At 68.3% G+C, this 21,051-nt stretch carries 20 protein-coding genes; 11 read left to right on the top strand and 9 right to left on the bottom strand.

Annotation, left to right across the window (positions count from 1 at the left end; translation table 11 throughout):
• Positions 1 to 358 precede the first annotated feature (358 nt).
• Together AOZ06_RS16665 and AOZ06_RS16660 are read right to left on the bottom strand one after the other, a co-directional pair.
• Positions 359 to 3,580, bottom strand: coding sequence for an RHS repeat-associated core domain-containing protein (locus tag AOZ06_RS16665; RefSeq protein WP_063810051.1), 3,222 nt, complete (start codon positions 3,578 to 3,580; stop codon positions 359 to 361).
• Between the two features lie 169 nt (positions 3,581 to 3,749).
• On the bottom strand, positions 3,750 to 4,307 hold the full coding sequence (locus AOZ06_RS16660; protein ID WP_083471745.1) for an RICIN domain-containing protein: 558 nt from the start codon (positions 4,305 to 4,307) through the stop codon (positions 3,750 to 3,752).
• A gap of 1,072 nt (positions 4,308 to 5,379) precedes the next feature.
• On the opposite strand from AOZ06_RS16660, the gene AOZ06_RS16655 reads away from it, so the two are divergent.
• Both AOZ06_RS16655 and AOZ06_RS16650 read left to right on the top strand, forming a co-directional pair.
• Positions 5,380 to 5,652 (top strand): hypothetical protein, encoded by a 273-nt coding sequence (locus AOZ06_RS16655; protein ID WP_157233066.1) that lies wholly within the window; start codon positions 5,380 to 5,382, stop codon positions 5,650 to 5,652.
• 195 nt (positions 5,653 to 5,847) lie between these two features.
• A complete protein-coding gene (locus AOZ06_RS16650; protein ID WP_157233065.1) occupies positions 5,848 to 6,336 on the top strand; it encodes a hypothetical protein in 489 nt (162 codons plus the stop codon).
• Here AOZ06_RS16650 and AOZ06_RS16645 read toward each other — a convergent pair.
• Positions 6,305 to 7,048, bottom strand: coding sequence for a helix-turn-helix transcriptional regulator (locus AOZ06_RS16645; RefSeq protein ID WP_054296694.1), 744 nt, complete (start codon positions 7,046 to 7,048; stop codon positions 6,305 to 6,307). The two genes, AOZ06_RS16650 and AOZ06_RS16645, sit on opposite strands and share 32 nt — an antisense overlap.
• On the opposite strand from AOZ06_RS16645, the gene AOZ06_RS16640 reads away from it, so the two are divergent.
• On the top strand, positions 7,047 to 7,454 hold the full coding sequence (locus AOZ06_RS16640; RefSeq protein ID WP_054290226.1) for a hypothetical protein: 408 nt from the start codon (positions 7,047 to 7,049) through the stop codon (positions 7,452 to 7,454). The two genes, AOZ06_RS16645 and AOZ06_RS16640, sit on opposite strands and share 2 nt — an antisense overlap.
• Before the next feature lie 43 nt (positions 7,455 to 7,497).
• On the opposite strand, the gene AOZ06_RS16635 is transcribed toward AOZ06_RS16640, so the two are convergent.
• Positions 7,498 to 8,874 (bottom strand): alpha/beta hydrolase family protein, encoded by a 1,377-nt coding sequence (locus AOZ06_RS16635; RefSeq protein ID WP_157233064.1) that lies wholly within the window; start codon positions 8,872 to 8,874, stop codon positions 7,498 to 7,500.
• 187 nt (positions 8,875 to 9,061) lie between these two features.
• Between AOZ06_RS16635 and AOZ06_RS16630 the strand changes: the two genes are divergently transcribed.
• Complete coding sequence (locus AOZ06_RS16630) at positions 9,062 to 9,478, top strand: hypothetical protein (RefSeq protein ID WP_054290225.1); 417 nt, start codon at positions 9,062 to 9,064, stop codon at positions 9,476 to 9,478.
• 209 nt (positions 9,479 to 9,687) lie between these two features.
• Positions 9,688 to 10,167: a hypothetical protein gene (locus AOZ06_RS16625; RefSeq protein WP_218922005.1), complete on the top strand. Its 480-nt coding sequence runs from the start codon at positions 9,688 to 9,690 to the stop codon at positions 10,165 to 10,167.
• 66 nt (positions 10,168 to 10,233) lie between these two features.
• Here the strand turns inward: AOZ06_RS16625 and AOZ06_RS16620 are convergent, their stop codons facing one another.
• The 3 genes from AOZ06_RS16620 to AOZ06_RS16610 all read right to left on the bottom strand — a co-directional run bounded on the left by AOZ06_RS16620 (position 10,234) and on the right by AOZ06_RS16610 (position 13,329).
• The gene (locus AOZ06_RS16620; RefSeq protein ID WP_054290223.1) at positions 10,234 to 11,226 is read right to left on the bottom strand and encodes an RNA polymerase subunit sigma-70; all 993 of its coding nucleotides are present in this window, start codon (positions 11,224 to 11,226) and stop codon (positions 10,234 to 10,236) included.
• A gap of 70 nt (positions 11,227 to 11,296) precedes the next feature.
• The gene (locus AOZ06_RS16615) at positions 11,297 to 11,887 is read right to left on the bottom strand and encodes a maleylpyruvate isomerase N-terminal domain-containing protein (protein WP_236952263.1); all 591 of its coding nucleotides are present in this window, start codon (positions 11,885 to 11,887) and stop codon (positions 11,297 to 11,299) included.
• A 65-nt stretch (positions 11,888 to 11,952) separates the two neighbouring features.
• The gene (locus AOZ06_RS16610) at positions 11,953 to 13,329 is read right to left on the bottom strand and encodes a DHA2 family efflux MFS transporter permease subunit (protein ID WP_236952261.1); all 1,377 of its coding nucleotides are present in this window, start codon (positions 13,327 to 13,329) and stop codon (positions 11,953 to 11,955) included.
• A gap of 170 nt (positions 13,330 to 13,499) precedes the next feature.
• On the opposite strand from AOZ06_RS16610, the gene AOZ06_RS56335 reads away from it, so the two are divergent.
• Genes AOZ06_RS56335 through AOZ06_RS16595 form a run of 4 tightly spaced genes read left to right on the top strand, consistent with a single transcriptional unit; the run spans position 13,500 to position 15,218 of the window.
• Positions 13,500 to 13,667, top strand: coding sequence for a hypothetical protein (locus AOZ06_RS56335; RefSeq protein ID WP_157233063.1), 168 nt, complete (start codon positions 13,500 to 13,502; stop codon positions 13,665 to 13,667).
• Complete coding sequence (locus AOZ06_RS16605; protein ID WP_054290222.1) at positions 13,664 to 13,969, top strand: hypothetical protein; 306 nt, start codon at positions 13,664 to 13,666, stop codon at positions 13,967 to 13,969. The genes AOZ06_RS56335 and AOZ06_RS16605 overlap by 4 nt, the downstream gene beginning before the upstream one ends.
• 58 nt (positions 13,970 to 14,027) lie before the next feature.
• Positions 14,028 to 14,828: an SDR family NAD(P)-dependent oxidoreductase gene (locus AOZ06_RS16600; RefSeq protein ID WP_054296690.1), complete on the top strand. Its 801-nt coding sequence runs from the start codon at positions 14,028 to 14,030 to the stop codon at positions 14,826 to 14,828.
• Between the two features lie 42 nt (positions 14,829 to 14,870).
• Positions 14,871 to 15,218, top strand: coding sequence for a VOC family protein (locus tag AOZ06_RS16595; RefSeq protein WP_054290221.1), 348 nt, complete (start codon positions 14,871 to 14,873; stop codon positions 15,216 to 15,218).
• Positions 15,219 to 15,451: 233 nt separating this feature from the next.
• Here AOZ06_RS16595 and AOZ06_RS16590 read toward each other — a convergent pair whose 3' ends face one another.
• Complete coding sequence (locus tag AOZ06_RS16590) at positions 15,452 to 16,282, bottom strand: helix-turn-helix transcriptional regulator (RefSeq protein WP_054290220.1); 831 nt, start codon at positions 16,280 to 16,282, stop codon at positions 15,452 to 15,454.
• A gap of 101 nt (positions 16,283 to 16,383) precedes the next feature.
• Between AOZ06_RS16590 and AOZ06_RS16585 the strand changes: the two genes are divergently transcribed.
• Together AOZ06_RS16585 and AOZ06_RS16580 are read left to right on the top strand one after the other, a co-directional pair.
• Complete coding sequence (locus AOZ06_RS16585) at positions 16,384 to 17,181, top strand: SDR family NAD(P)-dependent oxidoreductase (protein WP_083471741.1); 798 nt, start codon at positions 16,384 to 16,386, stop codon at positions 17,179 to 17,181.
• Between the two features lie 35 nt (positions 17,182 to 17,216).
• Positions 17,217 to 17,972: an SDR family NAD(P)-dependent oxidoreductase gene (locus AOZ06_RS16580; RefSeq protein ID WP_054290219.1), complete on the top strand. Its 756-nt coding sequence runs from the start codon at positions 17,217 to 17,219 to the stop codon at positions 17,970 to 17,972.
• A 54-nt stretch (positions 17,973 to 18,026) separates the two neighbouring features.
• Here AOZ06_RS16580 and AOZ06_RS16575 read toward each other — a convergent pair whose 3' ends face one another.
• Positions 18,027 to 20,876 (bottom strand): nSTAND1 domain-containing NTPase, encoded by a 2,850-nt coding sequence (locus tag AOZ06_RS16575; RefSeq protein ID WP_083471740.1) that lies wholly within the window; start codon positions 20,874 to 20,876, stop codon positions 18,027 to 18,029.
• Between the last annotated feature and the right edge of the window lie 175 nt (positions 20,877 to 21,051).

Below are 21,051 nucleotides of genomic sequence, written 5' to 3'. Positions count from 1 at the left end.
CGAACTCGGGAGGGGCGCCACCAGGTGTCATGACGCCTGGTCAGAGTCACGTTTGTCAGGGCGCTCGGGCCTTCGGTACAACAGGTAAAGCTGTACGGCACACACCGCCAGCGTGAGGAGGACTACGGTCCCCACGCCCCACCAGTTGACCGTCGCCGAACCGAACGCGAAATAGGCGCCCAGACCCAGCAGGGCAACAAGCAAGGCGTTGGACGTCCAGACAACAACCCCTTTCCTCATCGGCAGCTGAACCTTTCCTCGGATGCGGACGCGTCGAACGCTGGTACCAAGCGGGCGTGGAGTACGCGGCAGCCGCGCACTCCACGCCCAGTGAAACGCATCGAACCTCGTGTGGCTCTTACCGTTTGAACTTCTTGTACAGCAGCTTCCCGCCCTTGCCCAACAGTCCTCCCAACCCGCCGCCGATCGCTCCGCCGACCGCGCCGCTGATGAACCCGTCGCCGACCTTGTTCTTGTCACCGCCGCCGATCAAAGCGCCGGCCGCGCCGCCGACTCCGCCGAAGATGGCCCCTGCCGCGATTCCTCCCACGATGCAGCCGACACCGGCTGTGACCGCGCAAACGCCCGCAACCGCTGCGCCGCCGATCGCCGCGCCTGCCTGGGATCCGATGTCCTGACCGAAGTCGGCACCGCTGTAGGCGCCGGTGGGGTCGCTCTTGTTGATGGGGTCGCCGGTGGCGTAGTTGTACGGGTTGGGTTCCTGGTTGGTGGGATCGGTCTGGCTGAAGCGGCCCCAGTTGGGGTGATAGTTGCGGTGTCCGGTGAGGTTGGTGCCGCCCCGGAGTTGGTAGGTACCGATCCAGCGGAAGTGGTTCACGTCGGCCGCCGGGCCGGTGCCGGTGGGGGTGCCGTACGGGCTGTAGGTGTAGGTGGCGGCTAGCGCGCCGTTGCTGTCAACGAGTCCGAGGACGCTGCCTTGGTAGTCGGTGATGAGGTGGTATCGGGCCCCAGTGGGGGTTTTCTGGGTGATGGGGGTGCCGTCGGGGTCACGGGTGTAGCTGGTGCGGGCCCCGTTGTCGACGACCTGGGTGGTGCCCAGTGCGGTTTCGCCGAAGACGTGGGTGGTGCTGGTCCCGTTCACCGTCTCGGTGATGGCGCGGCGTTGGGTTTGGTCGATGGTGTCGTAGCCGGCGGAGAACACCTGCTGCCCATTGGTGGTGGTGCGCACCAACTGGTTGGTGGGGCTGTAGGTGTGGCTGGTGTTGCCCGCCGAGTTGGCCGTGAGGTTCCCGGCGCCGTCGAAGGTCAGCTTGTCGTCGCCTGCCTCGGTGGCCTGGTTCGCGGTGTTGATGACGAAGGCGGTGCCGGCCAGGTTGGTGAGGTTGCTGGCTTTGTCGTGGGTGAAGCCGTCGTTACCGGCTTTGGTGAGCCGCCCGAGGCTGTCGTAGGTGTATTTGGTGGTGTCACCGTTGATGTTCCTGGACTGCAGCTTGTCGCTGTCCCCGCCACCGCTCTTGGTGTAGCTGTAGGTGTGGCGCAGCAGGGGGATTCCACCGGTTTTGTTGACGGTGACGCTGGTTTGGCGGCCGGACTTGTCATAGCCGGTGTACTGCACGGTGCCACCGGCGAAGTCGGTGCGGGTGCGGCGATCGGCGTTGTCGTAGCCGAAGGTGGTGTTCTGCCCGAACGGATCGGCCAGACTGGTCAGCCGGTTCGCGACGTCATAGTTGTAGGTGGTGGTGCCACCGGCGTCGCTGAGAGTCTTGAGGTTGCCGACCTTGTCGTAGGTGTAGCCGACGGTTTCCACCGACGTGCCTTCGGTGCGTTTGGCCTGGATCGGCTGGCTGGCTGCCGAGGTTTTCACCCACTGGAACGTGGTGGTGACCGCGCCGTACTGGCGGGCGGTCAGGTTGCCGATCGCGTTGTACGTGTGGGCCTGGAGGGCCTGCCCGTTGCGGCTGATCGCGACCACGCGGTCAAGCTTGTCGTAGCTGTAGTCCAGGCGCACCCCGTTGCCGTCGGTGACGCTGGTCAGCCGCGACAGTGAGTCGTAGCCGTACCGGCTGGGCTGGATCGGCCCGGCCGGGTCCATCGACGTCAGGTTGCCCGCGTCGTCGTAGGTGAAGGTGGTGGGCTGCCCGTTGCCGTCGGTGGCCGACGCGACAGTGCCCTGCGGGTGGTTGTAGGTCAGCACCTGCAGGTCGGCGTTGAGGCCCGTGGAGCGCACCTTGGTGAGGTTGCCCGCGTCGTCGTAGTCACGGGTGATCTCGTTGCCCTGAGGGTCTTTGCTGGTGGTGGGCAGGTGCGGCTGCCCGGTTTTGGTGTAGCCGATGGCGTTCTTGGCGCCGGTCGGCAGCTCGGTGCCGATCAGGTTGTTGAGACTGTCGTAGCTGCGGGTCGTGTTGTTGGTGAGGCCGTCCGTGGTGACCTGGACATCGCTGTTGGCGGTCCAGGTCTTCTTCTGGACGTGACCGAGCGCGTCGACGGCCTCGGTCTGGCGGCCTTGGTCGTCGTACTTGTAGGTGACCTTGTTGGTGTTGGCGTCGGTTTCGACGGTTTGCTTGTCGCCGTAGGTGAACAGGGTCGCCAACGGGCCGCTCTGGCCGGGAATGCGCACTTCGGTGACCCGGTCGGACGAGTCGTAGAACAGTTGGGTCCGGCCCTTGTCCGGGTCGACGAACGCGCTCAGGTTGTTCGCGGCGTCGTAGGCCAGCGTGGTCTGCTGGCCCGCCCGGTCGGTGTAGCTCGTGAGCTTGCCTGCCGAGTCGTAGCCGTAGCTCGCGGCGGTGGTGCCTGTGTGATCGGTGATCGAGGTCAGGCGCTGCGCACCGTCGTAGCCGAAGGTGGTGACGCGGCCCTGCGAATCCGTGATCGAGGCGAGCGTGCCGTTGCCCTTGTAGCGAGGTGTGATGCTGTTGCCGTTGCGGTCGGCCTGCGACAGCAACCAGCCTTGGGCGTTGAACAGCCACTTCTCGTTGGAACCGTTGAAGGTCAGGGCATAGGAGCCGCCGTCGAGCTTCTTGAGTTGCGCGCTGACGCCGGGAGCCGGCTTGTAGCCGGACCCGTTCTTGGTGAACGTCGCGCAGTACGCGCTCTCGCCGTGCAGGACCACGTTGTCCCCGTCGAAGGTCAGCCCCACATCCCGACCGGTGTTCAGCGACCACCCGGTGCCCAGCGCGCCGCCGTCGGGCAGCTTGCTGTTGTAGACGTGGTTGAGCGACAGGTTCTGCCCGGTTCCCTTCACGGTCAGGTCGCTGGCGTTGATCACGACGTTGCCGTTGGCGGTGTTGATCAGCAGTTCGGTCCGGTCCGACACGGGGAAACGTTCCAGCGGATACTGTTTCAAGATCCCGGTGGCGACTCCGGAGGAGCAGGTCACCGCCTCGGCCGCGATCGCGTCGGGCGTCGCCCGGCCTTGACTGCCGGGGCCCTGCCACGGCGTCGCCGGCGGCTCACCGCCGGTCGGCGTGCGGTTGACCTGCGCGGGCGGTACCCACGCCGTCGGTGGAATCGAGATCGCCGTGTCGGGCAGCCGGGGCTGCGCCGCCGCGGCTTGGCCCACGACGGAAGGAATGGTCGTCACCATCGCGGAAACAGCGACAACGGATATTCCGCGCATGGCGAAACTTCGGACAGTTCGAGAACTCATGGTCAAAGCAATCCCCTTGATCCCCAGTCGTCAGGGTTGAACACATCTCGCGACGGGAACGAACGACACCGTCCGATCCGCCGCGAAAGTTCGAGCAACAGAAAAAACTGTTCGCGAGTCGGCGCACCGGCGCCAGTGGTCAACCGGTCTGCCACCGCTGGTTCGACGTGCGGTTGTAGTCCCACATCTGCACCTTGGTACCCCTGCCGTGGTCGTAGACGTCCCATACCTGGTTCGGGGTCGTAGCGCTCTCGAACACCAGCGCCGAGTCGACCGGGTAGACGTTGAATCGCTGACTGGCGGCGCCGGTGCAGGGCTGATGTTCCAGCGACTCTCCTCGGCCATTGCGGCTGTCGACGCACTTGCCCGCGCTGCGGACCTCCCAGTTGTGCGTGTCCTCGTACCACACGAAATACCATTGCTGGTTTGCCCAGCCATTGCAGTTCCAAGCCTGCACCCACGGGCCTTTGCCGCTGTCCCAGACATCGAGACACCGGTTCAGGTCGGACAAGGGATGGAGCACGAAAGTGCTGTCCTCCCCGGTACGGTCCAGGAACTTGCCCAGTTCGGCCGGAGTGGCCCGAACGGATCCGGCCAGCGAAGCCCCCCCGGAAGCGGCCACGGCCGTCCCCGCCGACACTGCGCAAGCCAGAGCTGCCACGGTGGCTGTTACCGCAGCCAGTGCGCGGAAAAACATCAGTGATTCCCCCTAGTACCGCGGTCCACCGCGCGTGGCGCAATGCCACGCCCACATTTGTTTTCACCGGCTGGACCTGATGTCCCGTGATCAACTGGCTATTCAGCAGTATTCCACCGGTCCGTCAACCTGATGACGATAGCAGGCGATGGTTGTCACAAGTCTTTCGCCGAGGTTTCACGCCGTCCCGCAATCCCCGCCAACTCACACACAAGGACAGCCGTGCCGGAACTTTCACAGGGGTCCGACAGAAGACACGAAAATGCCGTTCCGGGCATTGACGCGCGTCGGACGCGTAGATCTTGCCGAGGTTGCTCACAGACCCGAAAAGCACTCGTTTGGCGGACGAATGGGCTCGTAATAGGCGTCCCCGGCAGGCGAGCAGGCTGGAACTGATAGCCCAGCTCACCGAGGGGGTGCCGATGGCGGATCATGACGAGCGGCCCGCTTTTCCTGGGATGCGGACATTGTTGGCGGTAATCCAACAACTCGGCCGGCGTCCGCGCCTGGCGCAGCCGCAAGGGCAGCTTGCGCGGAGATCAACCACTTCCCCTGCTCTACCTCGAAACCGCTGGTGACCAAGCTCGGTTCCCGACCGAGCTGCGCCACCGGCTGGCGAGTGGCACGCCTCAGGTTCCGGTGGTCCTGGTCAATGCCGGCGAGGCGCAAGGGAACGCTTCGGCCCGATGGTCCCGCACGACGCCGTCTGCGGAATGGGTGCGCCAACCACCGCTGATCCCTCTGCTGGACGAGCTGCCGGTCCAGTTGGCCGCGGACCGTTTCGGCCGCGGCCGGTTGAGCCGTTCCGACCACTATCGGCTGGCCGACTGGTTGACCGGTCAGTACCTGCAGCCGCCGCACGGCCGGGATGACCGGGCGGACGTGGTGCAGTTGTTGCGGTCGTGGGTCGGCAGGGACGGCAGGCCCGAGCAGACACTCGCCACGGACATGGCCGATCTGGCTCCCAGCACGTCGGCCAAGCTGGGTGTCCGGTTGCTGGCCCGGGTGGGGCGGTGGGGCGGTTTCCGCTGGTTCCGAGGCCGGGTGCCGGGTCCGCGAGGTGCGGTGGTTCATGGGCGGGCAGGGCTACATGGTGTCCAAGCACTCGACCGACTTCCTCGGATTCGCCGAGCGCCAGACCGCCGGCCACCGGGAGACCGAGAACGAGGAGCACCTCGAGAAGCTGCTCGTGCACGCTTTCCTTGAGGATCTCAGGATCGCCTACCGCCGCAGGCGGTTGTGGGTGCTGCCGCGGCGCGTCGGCTTCCGCCGCACCGCCTACATCGCGGTGCTGTTGAACGAGGCGACGACCGGCAACGGCGGGCGTCCGCAACGAGACCGGTGAAGTCGATCCCGTGCTGTCCGTCGCGGCGAGTACCGGACAACCACCATTGTCGGAGGCGTTGAACATCGAGCCCGTTCCGGCCGACGAGGCAGACGCGGCATTGCGGATCTGGCGGGCAATCTGCCCAGCCGGCGTCAGCGGATGACTGAGGACACCCGCTACCTGGTCGTCACGGTGCCCGCGGATCACCGGGCCGTGCCGAAGACGGACCGAACTGCTTGGGACGACACGGACTTCCGCACGCCTGCACCGCCCAAGTTCGCCCGGTGCGGCGTGCTCGAGGCGGCGTTCGCGTGTGTTCTGACGATTGCGCTGGTTCCCGCGTTCACGTCGGTCACCGACCGTATCGCGGCCGGATGCTCGGTCGTGCCCGATCTGGCCGGGCTGGCGGTCGCCGACGTGCTGGGTAGCGCCCAACGCGTTGGGATACGGTTCAAAGGCGCGACAGGCGTGATCGATCTCGGCGCGTCCAGGGTCGGCGAGCGGCGCAACCTGGCCCTGCTCGAGATTGCCGGCATCCATGACTTCGGGGCCGTCCCGCAACGCGTTCGGCTCATCGGGGAGCTCTACGAGTCCGCCCAGAAAGCAAATCCCGACGGCTGCCCGCTCAGCGCAGGCAAACGACTGCGCACCTGCTCCGCAGCGGGCGGCTTCACGCGGTGCAGGTGTCCTGTTCGGAGATGACGATGCGGGTGCCGCTGGACAGCAGCGTTCTCGGGGTCATACCGAACATGTCGTGAAAGGACACGCTGAAGTGGTTCGCTGAGGCGAAGCCCGCCGCGGTTGCCGCCTCGGTGAGGTTCTTTCCTTCGCTGAGAGCGGCGGCGACGCGGGTCATCCGGCTCCACAGGCGGTAGCGGCGAAAGCTCGTGCCTGTGTGGTGAGTGAACAGATGCTGGAAACGTGAGGCCGACAGGTGCACTGTCGCGGCGACTTCGGTAACGCTGAGATCAGGTGTGGAGTTCAGAGTCCGCATGGCCGCGTGCACCCGCGAGTCAAGCCGGCCGTCTCCCTTCTGCCACAGGGCGTGTGGAGCCGTTGTCAACGACTGGATGAGTGCGGCCTCGTCGCGGTGGTGCCAGGAAATGCTCTTGGTGTGCACGGTCATCTGATCACGGGGTTCACGGGAATGGGAGTAGTCGAACAGCATGCGGCCAGTGGTCGCGATGATGTGGTGACGGGTGCGCGCGGGAATGAAAGCGCTGCGTGTGTACTGCGGATCGATGTCGGCTGCGCGGAGTTCGAACGGTGCGTCGATGCCAAGTGCGACGCAGTGCACGGCCGCGGAGTGCGGGTCGAGCCGGAACGACGGGCCGATGTAGGTCGCCCGGCCAGGGCGGATCCACAACGTCGGTGCCGCGGGACAGTACGTTTCTGGAAGCACGCGCCCGTTCATGCCGGCGATCATCGCATGTGTGCGCAACAAGTCCACAGACACCATCGGCCGCGGACTGCTCGTCATCGCGGCGTTGATCAACATGCTTCCCGGGCTGGGGGCCGTATCGGTGACGTTCGCGCAGTCGGCCTACGGCGTCGAGATCAGCGGGCCCGACATGACCGTGCTGATGCGGCACCGGGCGACACTGTTCGCCGTCCTCGGCGCCTGCCTGCTCGTCTCCGTGTTCCGTCCGCACCTGCGGACAGCTGCGGTCACCGCGAACGCCGTGAGTCTCGGTGGATTCGTCTTCCTCGTGACCACGACCACACCGGCCAACGCGTCGATCCAGCGGATCGCGTGGATCGACGTCGTCGGACTGGTCATCCTGGCCCTCGGCGCTGCCCTGGCACAGCGGCGATCGTGAGGCCACCGGAGTGCCGGGTCACCCCGAGGCTTCGTGGTGACGTCTACGGGGTGGAGCGGGGGTGGTTCGACGGCCGGAACTCCACGAAGGAGGGCACCGAGGGTGCATCGCCGTGAGGGTAGTCGAACACCTTGTGGTGCTCCGGACCGAGCTGCCCCGCTTCGGCGTTCAGCCGTGCTGGATTCGTTGCGGGCCAACGGCCTGTGTCGATACGGCTGAGCAGGCCACGCAGTGCCACGATCTCCTCGGCCGCGGTGAACGCGCAATGACTGCCACGGTTGACGTAGGTCTGCCGCAGGCGGTTCGGGTCACTGACCCGCGCGGCGTACCACCGCTCGTTTTCCGGTAGCGCGCCGCCGTCGCCGGTGTTGTGCATGGTGATCACCGGCGCGGGCGCCGTTCCCTTGGCGACGACGTTGCGATACATATAGGACATCGCCCGCGGATCCGGCGCGATTCGGGGTGCCGCCGCGAGCGCGGCCAGATCGGCGTGCAGCGACGCACCGGGCGCGGCTGCATACGCCTGCCGTACGAGATCGCGTTCGGTTGACCGGGCCAGTTGCCGCGTGTAGTCCACGCCGACGTTCCAGGACGGGTTCCCACCAGCGCGGCGTTCGAGGTCAGCGCGAGCGTTCGGGCCGAACGTGTACACGTGTGCGCCCGTGATGACAGCTGCCTGCTGCCGCAGGCGCGCGGCCAGTTCGGTCGGCCTGGCCTGGACGGCCGAGTTCCAGCTGGTCACGTTGCCGATCGCACCGGCCAGCGCCAGCTTCGCCCTGCCCTCGGGCGTGGTCTGGGCCTTTTCGACCGCCCGCAGCAACGCGTCCGTGCCGGCTTGCGGATCACGCGGCCGGACGAGGTCGATCGCCTGCCCCGGCTCAGCGAGCAGGGTTCTGACGGCGAAGTTGACGTCCAGCAGCACGTTCCACGTGCCCTGGAAGTCCAGCGGACCGCACATCGCCACCGCTCCCGCGAACCGCCGCGGATACCGCTCGATCAACAGCGTGCTGATCGCCCCACCCATCGAGGAGCCGGTCGCGATCGTGCGCCGCGGCGTGCCGACGTTCGCGGTGAAGAAGTCCAGCAGCGCGATCTGGTCCTTCATGCCCTGCTCGACCGCGAAGCCGTAGCGGCCGGTGAAATCCGAGGCCGCCAGCGCGTAACCGTGGTCGAGCAACCACTTCTGCGTCTCCGGCCGGTTGGCCAGACCGATGTTTCCCCCGACCCCCTCCGTGTAGTACGGGTGGCTGAACAGCATCAGCGTCCCGTTCCACCGCCGCGGCACCTCGATCAGGTACTGGGCGCCGTCGATGCTGCCGGTCAGGGTCCGCCGCCCCGAGCCGGACGCTGTGGCGGCGGTCGCCGCCCCGGCCAGCAGGCTGCCGACAACCAGCAGCAAAGCCAAACTCCGCCTGATCATGCCGTTGTCTCCTTGAACGTCACGCCGATCCCCACTCGGCCGAAGCACGTCGTCACACCGAGAGAATAGGTGACCATAAGGTCACATATCAAGCCGCCCCGGGTAAGCCGGCTCGTGGACTACGGACGAAATCCGCCTTGAGTAACGTCGACACCTGTTACCAGAGCTGCGAAAGGGTGGGCTGGCGGTGACCGACACGGACGAGCACAGCAACAGCCCGGTCGCCGGGAGATGGCAATCGACGACCAGCGCGATCGTGGCGAGCTTGGCCGACTACATCGGACAGACTGTTCAGCTGGTCGACACGAGGGAGGTGGACGAGGGGTTCTCCTGCTTCATTCGAGGCCCGGCGCCATCCGACCCGCTGTTCATGGCGGCGTGGGAAGGGGTGCTCGGCATGGAGCACAGCGAGGGACGCCCGGACATCAGCGCCGCCCTGTTCTTCTACAGCCGAGGCCGCCGGGTGCGACTCGACAACCAGAACGGCAGCTTCCTCCTGCTGGTGTACGACGGCGAGCTCGACGGCAGCGGAACATGGCGGAATGAGGGATGGCTGGAAGACGTGTTCGGCGAGTTCGAGGCGCACGACCACTACGGCGGCTAGCCGGTGCGCCGCGCCGAGGTGGGATCGCTCGTGCGGCCGATCGGCGTGAGCCCGCGACTCGACGGGGAGTGCGGACGGCAGCTTGAGCCGAGTGTTCGGAGCGTGACAGGTCAGGCACGGACGACGCCACCGAAACTGTCGGTGCTGGGTCATACAGTGCGGCCAACAGGCACAACGCCTGTGCGTGGACAACCTCCAGGAGCTTGATCGTGACTTCCACCGTGCCCACCGACGGGCGCTCCGACTTCGACTTCATCTTCGGCCGCTGGCAGGTGCGCAACCGCAAGCTGGTGGACGTCGTCGACCCGGCCTGCGACGAGTGGATCGAGTTCGACTCCGCCGCCGCGACCGAGCCGATCCTCGGCGGTCTCGGCCATGTCGAACGGATCCGGGCCGACACCTTCGAGGGCTTCACGCTCCGCCAGTTCGACCCGGAGGCCGGGATCTGGCGGATCTGGTGGGCCTCCAGTGCCAGGCCCGGGCACCTCGACCCACCCATGGAAGGTGCCTTCAGCGACGGCCGTGGCCGCTTCTTGTGCGACGACGTCCTCGGTGGCCATGCCGTGAAAGTGCGATTCGAGTGGACCACCGACACCGCCGACACCGCCCGCTGGGAGCAGGCGTTCTCGTACGACGGCGGAGTCACCTGGCGCGTCAACTGGACCATGGACTTCACCCGGGCCGAATAGCGGTCACCTCCGTCGACCGGCCGCGGGTCGTGCGCGAGTTCGACGACCCTGATCGCCTCGACCGGGTCACGGCGTGATCTGGGCGGGCAGGCCGGCGGCCGTGACCAGGGCCGGGTCGTGGAACTTGATCGCGCGGGAGAATCGGCCGTCGAAGATCGTCAACACCCACAGCCCCTCGGCACGGAAGGTGCCGGAGGCGTCGGGGCGGTAGCTGGCCGCGGCGGGCTGGCCGTTGGCGCGGGTGGGCAGCAGCCGGATCGCCCGGCCCGGCGCGGCGAAGACACGTCGTTCCAGGAAGGGCAGGCACACGTGCAAGCCCTGGAACCAGACGGGGTGCGGCACGGCTTCGAGGCTGAAGTCGTCGTGGATCACGGCACGGATGGCGGTGGCGTCCCCGGCCTCGAACGCCGCGATGTAGCGGTCGAGCAGCGTGCGCTCCAGTTCCAGGTCCGGTGGTGCCAGCCGCTGGGCGGGCAGGTCGAGCTCGTCGAGCCGTTTGCGGGCCCGCTGCAGCAGGCTCTTCACCGCGGGAACGCTGATACCGAGCGTCTCCGCGATCTCGGCGGCTGACCAGGAGAGCACCTCCCGCAGCAGGAACGCCGCGCGCTGCCGTACCGGCAGGTACTGCAGTGCCGCGATCAACGCCAGCCGCACCGACTCACGCATCACGACCACCTCCCCGGGGTCACGGTCACGCTGGTCGAGCGTGACGTCGGGGAGCGGTTCGAGCCACGCGACGGACTCGTCGTCGAAGACATGGGCGCCGGGGTCGGACGCCGGCGGGCCGAGCCCGGCGGGGAGCACCCGCCGGCTTCGGTGGTTCAGCGCTGTGATGCAGGTGTTGGTCGCGATTCGGTAGAGCCACGTCTTGAGCGAAGAACGTGCCTCGAAGCCCTCCATGCCACGCATCGCCCGCAGGTAGGTCTCCTGGACGACGTCCTCGGCGTCCTGGTAGGAGCCGGTCATCTGGTAGCAGTGCGCGACCAGGCCGTTGCGCAGCCGACCGAATTCGTCGGGCAGGCAGCCAGCGCTCGTCGGCGAGATCACCTCAGTGGACACTACACACTCCTCACTCCTTGCTCATTGACTTGGACACCGCCGGACGGCGAAAGGAATCGGTCGGGAACCGTCAGGGCAGTCCCGCACGCGGGTCCCGGCCCAGAGCCGCGAGCAGGCGCTCCGCGGCCGGGCGGTTCGAGGGCAGGACGATCGGGTCGGCGAAGACGCCTTGGCGGGTCTTGCCGTCGACGATCAACGGCAGTTCAACGAGCAACCGTGCGGCGAGGTCGTCGGGGATGGACCGGCAACGGACGGTTCCGGCTGTGGCGTCCCAGCTGTGCACCGCCGCCTCGACCGCGCCCACGACGATCAACTGGTGGCAGTGCAACGGCATGCCGCCGACAGCGACCGACCGCCGGCCGCGGAGATCCTGTGCGGCGGCGGTCAGGCAGGCGCCCGCCCGACTGAGGTCACGGCACAGCGTTCGCACGGTGACCGGCCCCGGCGACGGCTCGGCGACCTGTTCCGGCACGAAGCCGGAGGTCAGGGAGCTGGCCAGGAACCGCAGCGATCCCGTCAGGTGCGTCAGGACCTCCGCCGCGGTCCAGCCGGCACAGGCCGACGGGCGGTCGAGATCGGCGAGCGTGAGCCGTGCCGCCGACCGGGACGCGTAGTCCAGAGCCGGCGCGAGCAACACCGCACCGGCGACGTCCTCAATCACCGGGGAGCCGTCGCACCAGGCCGGAGTAGGGGTTCAGATCGGATGACTACTCCTTCGACGATGGATCAGCCGCGCCTGCGCGGGATGACGGAGCCGGCCAGCGCACCGGCGACCGCGAGGACGGCGCTGGCCACGACGGCGGCGGCGAAGCCGTCGGTGAACGTCTCACTCGTCGTGTAGCTCCCGGCCGCTGTGAACCCGACGACCAGAACCGCGACGCCGAAGGCCCCACCCAGCTGCCGCATGGCGCTGAAAGCGCCCGAGGCCTTGCCGATGAGCTGCGGCGGGACGGAGGTCAGCACGGCGCTCTGCGCGGCGGGCAGGCACATGGCGATACCCGACCCGGAGAGCACGAGCGGGGCGACGATCGCCCAGTAGCCGACGGCTGGGTCGGCGACGAGCGCGAGCCAGACCATGGCGAGGCTGTGCAGTCCGAGCCCCGCGACGATGAAGGGCCGCTCGCCGAACCGGCCGACCAGCCGGCCCGCCCACTGCGGGACGATCGCCGTGGTCAAGCCCCACGGCACGAGCCCGAGGCCCGCGGCCAGTGGACCGTAGCCCAGCCCCGTCTGCAGGAACTGGGCCATGAAGAACACCGCGCCCAGCGCCGAACCCCAGTGGAAGAAGATCACCACGTTTCCGGCGGCGAACCTGCGGGACCCGAACAGGTGGGGCGGCAGCATCGGGTGCGCGGCACGTCGCTGCCACCCCGCGAACGCCCCGATCGCCAGGAGCCCGACCACGACGGCACCGACGATCTCCGTGCTGCCCCAGCCCGCCGTGTTGCCCTGGACCAGTGCCCACACCAGGCCGAGAGAGCCGACGGTGATCAGCACCAGGCCGGGGAGGTCGATGGCGCGATCCGGTCCTCGGCTCTCCTCGATCCGGGTCAGGGCGAGGTACACGAGCACCGCCCCGCTCGGAACGTTGATCCAGAAGATCCACGGCCACGAGATCCCCGCCACGACGGCACCGCCCAGAAGCGGCCCCAGCGGTACGGCCACGCCACTCACGCTCGCGAAGACACCGAGTGCCTTGGGCCGCATGGCCGGTGGGTAGGCGGCGCCCAGCAACGCGAGGGCAAGCGGCATGACGAACGCGGCACCGGCACCTTGGAGCACCCGTCCGGCAACCAGCGTCGCGACGTTCGGCGCGACCGCACACGCCAGCGACGCCAGCGCGAACACGGCGACACCGGCGGTGAACACCCGCCGGCGCCCCCAGCGGTCTCCCGCGGCCGCGGCCGTCATCAGCAGCACGGCGAAACCCAGGCCGTAGGCGTTGACCGTCCACTCGAGTTCGGTGACCGACGCGCCGAGGTCGGTCCTGATCGCCGTCAGGGCGGTCGCGACGACCAGCGCGTCGAGGACGACCATCAGCGACGCGATCGAGGTGATCACGAGCACCCAGGCGCGCCGCGAACTTTCTCCGGTCGTGGACACGTGCGTCTCCTCCTGGTTCCGGTCGCCCGCTGCCGGACCACCGCTCTGGAGACATGGACATCCGGCGCCCGGAAAAGGAATCGGCGATTCCTCGCGCGCCGCCGGGAAGTCAACACCTACGCGAACGCCGACGAGCTGGCGGTACAGGGAAGACGACAAGGCAGGTACCCATGAGCACCCGGCAACCGACGCCGAACCCCGGCAGGGCGAACCGCGCGCTGGCGACCTTCTTGCTCAGCATGTTCGTGCTGGGCAGCGCCGAACTGCTCGTGGTCGGGGTGTTGAACCTGGTCGCGGCCGATCTCGACGTGTCCATCCCGACGGCGGGTGCCTGGTGACGGCCTACGCGCTGGGCGTCGCCATCGGGGTCGCCACCGCGATCGGTTCTCTCGCGGGCGGCGCCTTCGCCGGCCGCGACGCCGCCCGCACACTGAGCCTGGCCCCCGTCGGTGTGGCGGTCGCCCTGCTGGCGCTCCTGCTCGTCGGCGGCACGGTCTTCGGCCACTTCGCCGGTTCATCGACCACGTTCACCGGCCTGATCATCGTCCTGGTGGCCGTCCCGGTGGCGTGGGCGACCAGCTTCCTGACCCCGCCCACGGTGCGGCCCACCACGGAACCCGCGGATTGCGTTGCGGGATAAGGAACTCAGTACCTCCTGCCGACTTGGTCCGTATGACGAAAGGAAACACATGAGTGAGTTGCTGCTCGACGGCAAGAACACCGTCGTCTATGGCGGCGGCGGCGCGATCGGCGGCGCTGTCGCACGTGTCTTCGCCAGGGAAGGCGCGCGGGTCTTCATCGCCGGGCGGACACTGTCGAAACTCGACGCCGTGGCACGCGACATCACAGCTGCGGGTGGAAAGGTCGAAACCGCGCAGCTCGACGTTCTCGATCACGTGGCGGTCAACGAGCACGCCGACACGATCGCGGCGACGGCCGGCGGCATCGACGTCGCCTTGAACGCCGTGAGCGTCACGCACGACCAGGGCACTCCGCTGGCGGATCTCTCGCTGGAGGAGTTCATGCGACCGGTCGACGGCTTCCTGCGGACGCTGTTCATCACGAGCAAGGCCGTGGCACGGCACATGGGCGGCGACCGCCCTGGCGTCATCCTGACGTTGTCCGAGCCGGGTGCCAGGCTCGCCGTGGGCGGCATCCTGGGGCACGGCGTGAGCGCGGCCGGCAAGGAGGCCTTCGCGCGGATTCTGGCCGCGGAACTGGCGCCCGCGAACATCCGGGTCGTCACTATCCGTCCACACGCGATCGCCGACGCGCCTGCGGCGGGTTCCTACACCAAGGACGTCTTCAAGCCGGTCGCGCAGGCCGCCGGGCAGTCGATCCAGGAGTTCCTCGAGCACGGGCTGGCGCAGGGGACGCTTCTGAAACGGCTGCCCACGCTCTCGGAAATTGCGGAGACGGCCGCATTCCTGGCTTCGGATCGGGCCGGCGCCATGACCGCGACGATCGCGAACCTGTCCGGCGGCGCACTCGTCGACTGAGCTCCAGTCCTGAAACAACCACACAACAAGGAGAAACTCGACATGACGACACTGAGGCCCGGCAGCATGCTGCTCGGCACGACCCGGCCCGCCGAGCTGCGGGCCTGGTACATCAAGGCGCTGGCACCGGAGTTCACCGGCGGTGGCGCGATCGACCTGGGTGGTTTCCTGCTGGTCATCGACGGGCGCGACGACGTCGGGACCACGAACGACGAACCCGGTCGAGCGATCGTCAACTTCCACGTCGACGACTTCGACGCCGTGGCGGCGCAGCTGAACGCGGCCGGCGCGGACTGGATCTCCGTCGAGGACCGGGCGACGGGCAAGTTCGGCACGTTCGCCGACCCTGACGGGAACTACCTCCAGATCATCGAATGGAAGGAGTCCTGAGACTGGACCTGGCCGCGGGATGGTGCTGAGCAGGGCGGTGCCGCGGCTGCTCCGAGTTGCCGGCCGGCGTTGACCATGGCCGAGGCGGGCCACCACCGGCGACTCCCGTCCCCCGGTGGACACCCCACGGGCACGGACCAGTCGGCGCGGACACGGCGCTCACCCAGGCGGCTCGCCCACCGGATGTGTCCGGCTTTCGTGCTCGATACAAGATCACCGTGCCCTCGGCCGGTTCAGCGCGCGTGGTGTTCGGTGGCGTGGAGGCTGCTGAGCAGGGCGAGGGCGTGGGCGCTGGGTGTGGCGGGTCCGGCGTGGTAGATGATCAGTTGCTGGCCGGGGGCGCTGCGCACGTCGAACGCCTGGTAGGTGAGGGTGAGCGGACCGACGTCGGGGTGCACGAGGTGTTTGGGCTCACGGGTCTTGCCGCGCACCTGGTGGGTCTCCCACAAGGTGCGGAAGTGCGCGCTGCCCTCGCTGAGTTCGGCCACGAGACGCCGCAGACCGGGGTCGTGTGCGTCGAAACCCGCGGCTACCCGAAGGTTCGCCACGGTGGCCTGCGCGGTCCAGTCCCAGCGTGCGTAGAACCGTTGTCCCGCAGGGTCGAGGAAGGTCATGCGGGCGAGGTTGTCCGCCACGCGGAACGGGGAGAACAGCGCGTCGGCGAGGGTGTTGGTGGCCAGTACGTCCAGGATGCGGTTGAGCACGAAGGCGGGCGTGTGCGGGTAACCGTCCATGAGTTGCCGCAGCTCGGGACTCACGGCCTGGGGCGTCGGCGTGGGTGTGTTGTCCGGTGTGGTGCCGGCCAGCCGGTACAGGTGCTCGCGGGCGTCGGGGCCGAGATCCAGTGCGCGGCAGAGGGCGTCGAGCACTTGCGGTGACGGGTGGGTCTCGCGGCCCTGTTCCAGGCGGGTGTAGTAGTCGGCGTTCACCCCGGCGAGCACGGCGACTTCCTCGCGGCGCAGTCCGGTCACCTTGCGCCGGCCGGCGTAGAGCACGCCCGCGTCTTCCGGAGATCGTTGTGCGCGGCGCGCTCGCAGGAACGCCCCCAGCTCACCACTGGCCATGGCACCAGGGTAGGTCGCTGGCCGCCCGGTTGGGTGGGTGCGGCACACCCAGCCACCACACGTCCTTCCACCACTTCTCGCCGTCGCCGACGCTGGTCGGTATGACGAGCGATATCGACGTGGCCGGCAGGACGGTTACCGCCGACGGCGAGTTCGTGGGCCAGGAGCTGGCGGGAAAGGTCGCGCTGGTCACCGGTGCCGCCCGCGGGGTCGGCGCGGCCACGGTCGGCTGGCTGCACGCCCGCGGCGCGCGAGTGCTGGCCACCGACCTCCGCCCCGAAGTGGACGATCTCGCCACCCGGTTCGACGGCGTGTCCACACTGGTCGGTGACGTGTCCACGGAGGACACCGCGGTGCGGTCGGTGGCGGCGGCGATCGACCGGTTCGGCGGCGTGGACATCCTGGTCAGCAACGCCGGTCGATCGGTGAACAAGCCGATCACCGAGACCACCGCGGCCGACTGGGACGAGCTGATGTCGATCAACGCCCGCGGCGCGTTCCTGCATGCCCGGGAGGCATTCCGGGCGATGCGCGACCACGGCGGCGGAACGATCGTCACCGTCGGGTCGTTCGCCTGCACCGTCGGGCTGGCCGATGCCGCGGCCTACAGCGCGTCCAAGGGAGCGCTGGCGCAGCTGACCAAGGTGCTGGCGTTGGAAGGCGGCCCGCACGGTATCCGCGCCAACGTCGTCGCGCCCGGCGTGATCGAGACCGACATGCTCGACAACTTCCGCGCCGACAGCCGGGAGTACCTGCGCTCCTTCGGCGACGCCCATCCCCTGGGCCGTGTCGCGCAACCCGAGGAGATCGCCGAGGTGATCGGTTTCCTGGCATCGTCCCGCTCCAGCTTCATCACCGGCGCGGTCGTCGCCACCGACGGCGGCTACACCGCCGCCTGACTGTCAGCGACCACAACGAGAGAGAAGAGAACATCATGCCTGGACGCCTCGGCGGCAAAGTCGCGTTGATCACCGGTGCGACCGGCGGCATCGGACGAGCCACCGCGGAGCTGTTCGCCCGTGAAGACGCGCACCTGGTCGTCACCGACATCTCCCAGGACACCACGGACGAGTTCGCCGCGTGCCTGAAAGCCGGGGGCACCGATGCGCTGGCCATCCGGTTGGATGTCTCCTCGCCGGAGAGCTGGAGCGACGCGATCGAGCTCGCCCGGCGGCGTTTCGGCCGCCTTGACGTCCTGGTCAACATCGCCGGTGTCGTGGAATGGCCCGGTATCGAGGAGACCACAAAGGACGGCTGGGACCGGGTGGTCGCGGTCAACCAGACCGGCACCTGGCTCGGCATGAAGACCGCCATGCCCCTGCTGCGCGCCTCCGGCAACGCCTCGGTCATCAACACCTCCTCGGTGCTCGGCCTGGTCGGCAGCGGCGCCGCCGCCGCGTACCAGGCGACCAAGGGAGCGGTGCGGCTGCTGACCAAGACCGCCGCGGTCGAATACGCCACCCGCGGAGTCCGGGTCAACTCGGTGCACCCCGGCGTCATCACCACCCCGATGATCCAGGAGCTGCTCGACGAGCAGGGCGACCGGCAACCCGACATCGTGCGCACCCCCATGCGCCGCGCGGGCAGCCCCGCCGAGGTAGCTGCCATGATGCTTTTCCTTGCCGGCGACGAATCCTCGTTCGTCACCGGAGCCGAGTTCGTCGTCGACGGCGGACTCACCGCACACTGAACACCAGTGATCACACCGCCGACACATCCCGTCGTTCGACATGGCGAGGTCCTGTCAGGGGCAGGGTGGCTGGAAGTCCACGCCCGAGAAGTGCTTCTCCCATTGGGCAGCGGTGATCCGCGGTGACGCCTCGGCGCAGGCGGCGGCCTCGACCCGGCCGGGATCCACGTCCCACAGCTGGGCGGTGTAGTCGGTGCTGGCGCTCGCGATCCAGCGGCCGTCCGGACTGAACCGGACCGACTGGACGGGGCCGTCGTGTCCGGTGAGGACGGCCCGCTCGGCGGCACGCCGAGGGTCCGTGACGTCCCACAGCCGCACAACGCGATCGTCGGCGGAGCTGGCGAGAACGCGCCCGTCCGGGCTGAACGCCACCGACATGATCACCTCGGCGTGCCCGGCGAGCGTGGCGCGGTGGGTCGGTTGCCCTGGGCTTGTCAGGTCCCACAGGCGAACCGTGCGGTCGTCGCTACCGGTGGCGAGCAGGCGGCCGTCGGGGCTGAACGCCACGGAGCTGACCATGTCGCCGTGTTTGGTGTGCAGCACTGTGATCGGGCTGGGTTCGCGGGGATCGGCGGTGTCCCAGAGGTGTACCGTGCGGTCGTCGGACGCGCCCGCGAAAATCCGCCCGTCTGGGCTGAAGGCGACCTGCTTGACATTGAGGGCGTACCCGTCGAGGACGGCCAGTTCCGTCGGGGCCTCACGGTTGCTGATGTCCCACAACCGGGAGGTGCGGTCCCAGCTGCCCGACCCCAGCGTCTTGCCGTCGGGGCTGAACGCGACGGAGTAGACCGCGTCGGTGTGGCCCGGCAGCGTCGCGAGCTTGCGTGGACCCGCGATGTCCCAGAGTTGGGCCGTCCGGTCGGCGCTGGCCGTGGCGAACGTCCGGCCGTCAGGGCTGACGGCGACCGAGTGGATGGTGCCGGTGTGCCCGGTCCGCACGGTGGCGAGCGGTTTTGGCCTGGCGGGATCGGTGACGTCCCACAGTCGTACGGTCTGGTCTTTGCTCCCGGTCACGAGTGTGCGCCCGTCCGGGGTGAACACCGCCGCGTTGACGTAGTCGTCGTGTCCGATGATCGGGTGGGCGAATACGCCGAGCATGCCGTCCCGGGCCTGTGCGGTGGGTGCCAGGCGGTACGCGGCGAGGCTCAGCTGAGCGGCCAGCGGCCGGTTGGCGGTGCGCAACGCGATGGCCTCGCCGCTGACCTTCTGGGACAGGGCGGTGTTGCGCCGCTCGGTGGCCTCACGGCTCGCGTGTGCGGCGTAGATGGTCGTCGTGGTGCTGACCATCAGCAGAACCACGAGCAACGCGGTCAGATACCGCGACCGCCGGACCCGGCGCCGGTTCGCGGCCAGGCTGGCATCGAGGAACGCGCGTTCGCGGCGGGTCAGGCGGGTTTCGGGGATGTCGCGCGCGAGGTCGAGCCGGGCACCCCGGTACAGCGCGCTGGCGTCCCGGCGGAGTGACTCCCACGCGTCTGTCGCGTCGGTGAGCTGGCGGTGGCGGCGGAGGGTCTCCCGGTCGTCGTCGAGCCAGCCGTGCAGGCGGGGCCAGGCTCGGATCAGCGCCTCGTGCGTGATCTCCACTCCGTCCTGGTCCCTGGCGAGCAGCCGCGCGGCGGTGAACGCCTCCAGCACGACTGCGAGGTCCGGGTCGTCGCCGAGTTCGGTGATGTCCAGCCGTCGTTTGGTGTCCTCGGTGCCCTCGCCGAGTGCGACCAGCCTGCCGAACAACGCCCTGGCCAGCTGCTGCTGGGCCGTGTCCAGGCCGGTGAACACGTCTTCCGCCGTGCGGCTCAACGCGCCCTCGAGCCCGCCTGCGGCCTGGAAACCGCTGACCGTGAGCCGGTTGCCGCTGCGGCGCGCCCACACCTGCAGCAACACGTGCGACACCAGCGGCAGGACACCGGGCCGTCCGTACGCCTGTGCGATCAGGTCCGCCACCAGCGCGCTTTCCACCGTGCAGTTCATCCGCCGCGCGGGCTTCACCACAGCCCGGCGCAACTCCTCCGCGCTCATCGCCCCGGCGACCACCTGCCCATCCGGCATGGCATCCAGCAGCGCCGGATACGCCGAGCAATGCGCGAAGAAATCCGACCGCATACCGAGCACGACCCGGCACCGGCTGTCCGGCGAGCCCGCCGCGGTCGTCAGCGCGGCGATGAATCCGGCGCGCTCGTCCTCGTCATCGCAAAGCGCGAACACTTCCTCGAACTGGTCGACGACGATGACCATCATCGCGTCGTCGTGATGGCCGTCCAATGCCTGCGAGACGAGCCGGTGCAAGCCTCGGTCGTCCCGCCGGCACTCGTCCATCACCGCCCCGGCGGTCATGCCGAGCATCGACCCGAGCCGCACCGAGCACCGCTCGATCGGACGAGCTCCAGGAGTGAACAGCAGCACCGTATTTCCCGCCGCGGCGAGAGCGGGCACCACGCCCGCACGCATCACCGACGACTTACCCGAGCCGGACGCGCCGAACAGCAGCACCAGCCGTTGACGATCCAGTTTGCCGATGATCTCGGTGACGAGTCGTTCGCGTCCGAAAAACAGATTGGCGTCGTCCGGTCCGAACGCGCGCAGTCCCACATAGGGCGCACCGGTGACGTTCTCGACTGACGGGGTCGTCGCGGATTTTCCGTTGAGCTCCACCGCGACCGCGTGCCAGCGCTGCTCCCACTCGGCCTCGTCACCACCACAAGCCCGGACGAACGCCAGGGTGACCGCACGGCTGGGCAGCTTCCGCCCGCCGGCCGCGGCCGACAGCGTGGTCGCCGAGTAGTGGGCTGCGCGGCCCATCTCGCGATACGAGGGTGTGCCGGCCTTCGTGCGCAGAAGTCGCAGTTCAGCGGCGAACTCCACGAGCGGCGAACCATCACGGACAAGTGCTTGTTCGACACGCGGCACGGTCGATCATCCCCCCGAGCAGTGCGACGCTGTTGTCAGCGTCATGTTGTCCGGCAGCCTGCCTCCCGGCGCCTGACAACCGCAACGGCTTAGAAACGTTGCGTGGATGCCACATCGGTGCCCCCTCGGACGGATGCGGTGCCCACATTCGCACTGACGTTCGCGTTTCGAAAAT

Origin of the sequence: Kibdelosporangium phytohabitans, assembly GCF_001302585.1 — a bacterium.
In the GTDB taxonomy this organism is placed as follows: Bacteria; Actinomycetota; Actinomycetes; order Mycobacteriales; family Pseudonocardiaceae; genus Kibdelosporangium; species Kibdelosporangium phytohabitans.
The sequence above is the reverse complement of the archived record's forward strand: the minus strand, read 5'-3'. Positions and strand labels throughout refer to the sequence as shown.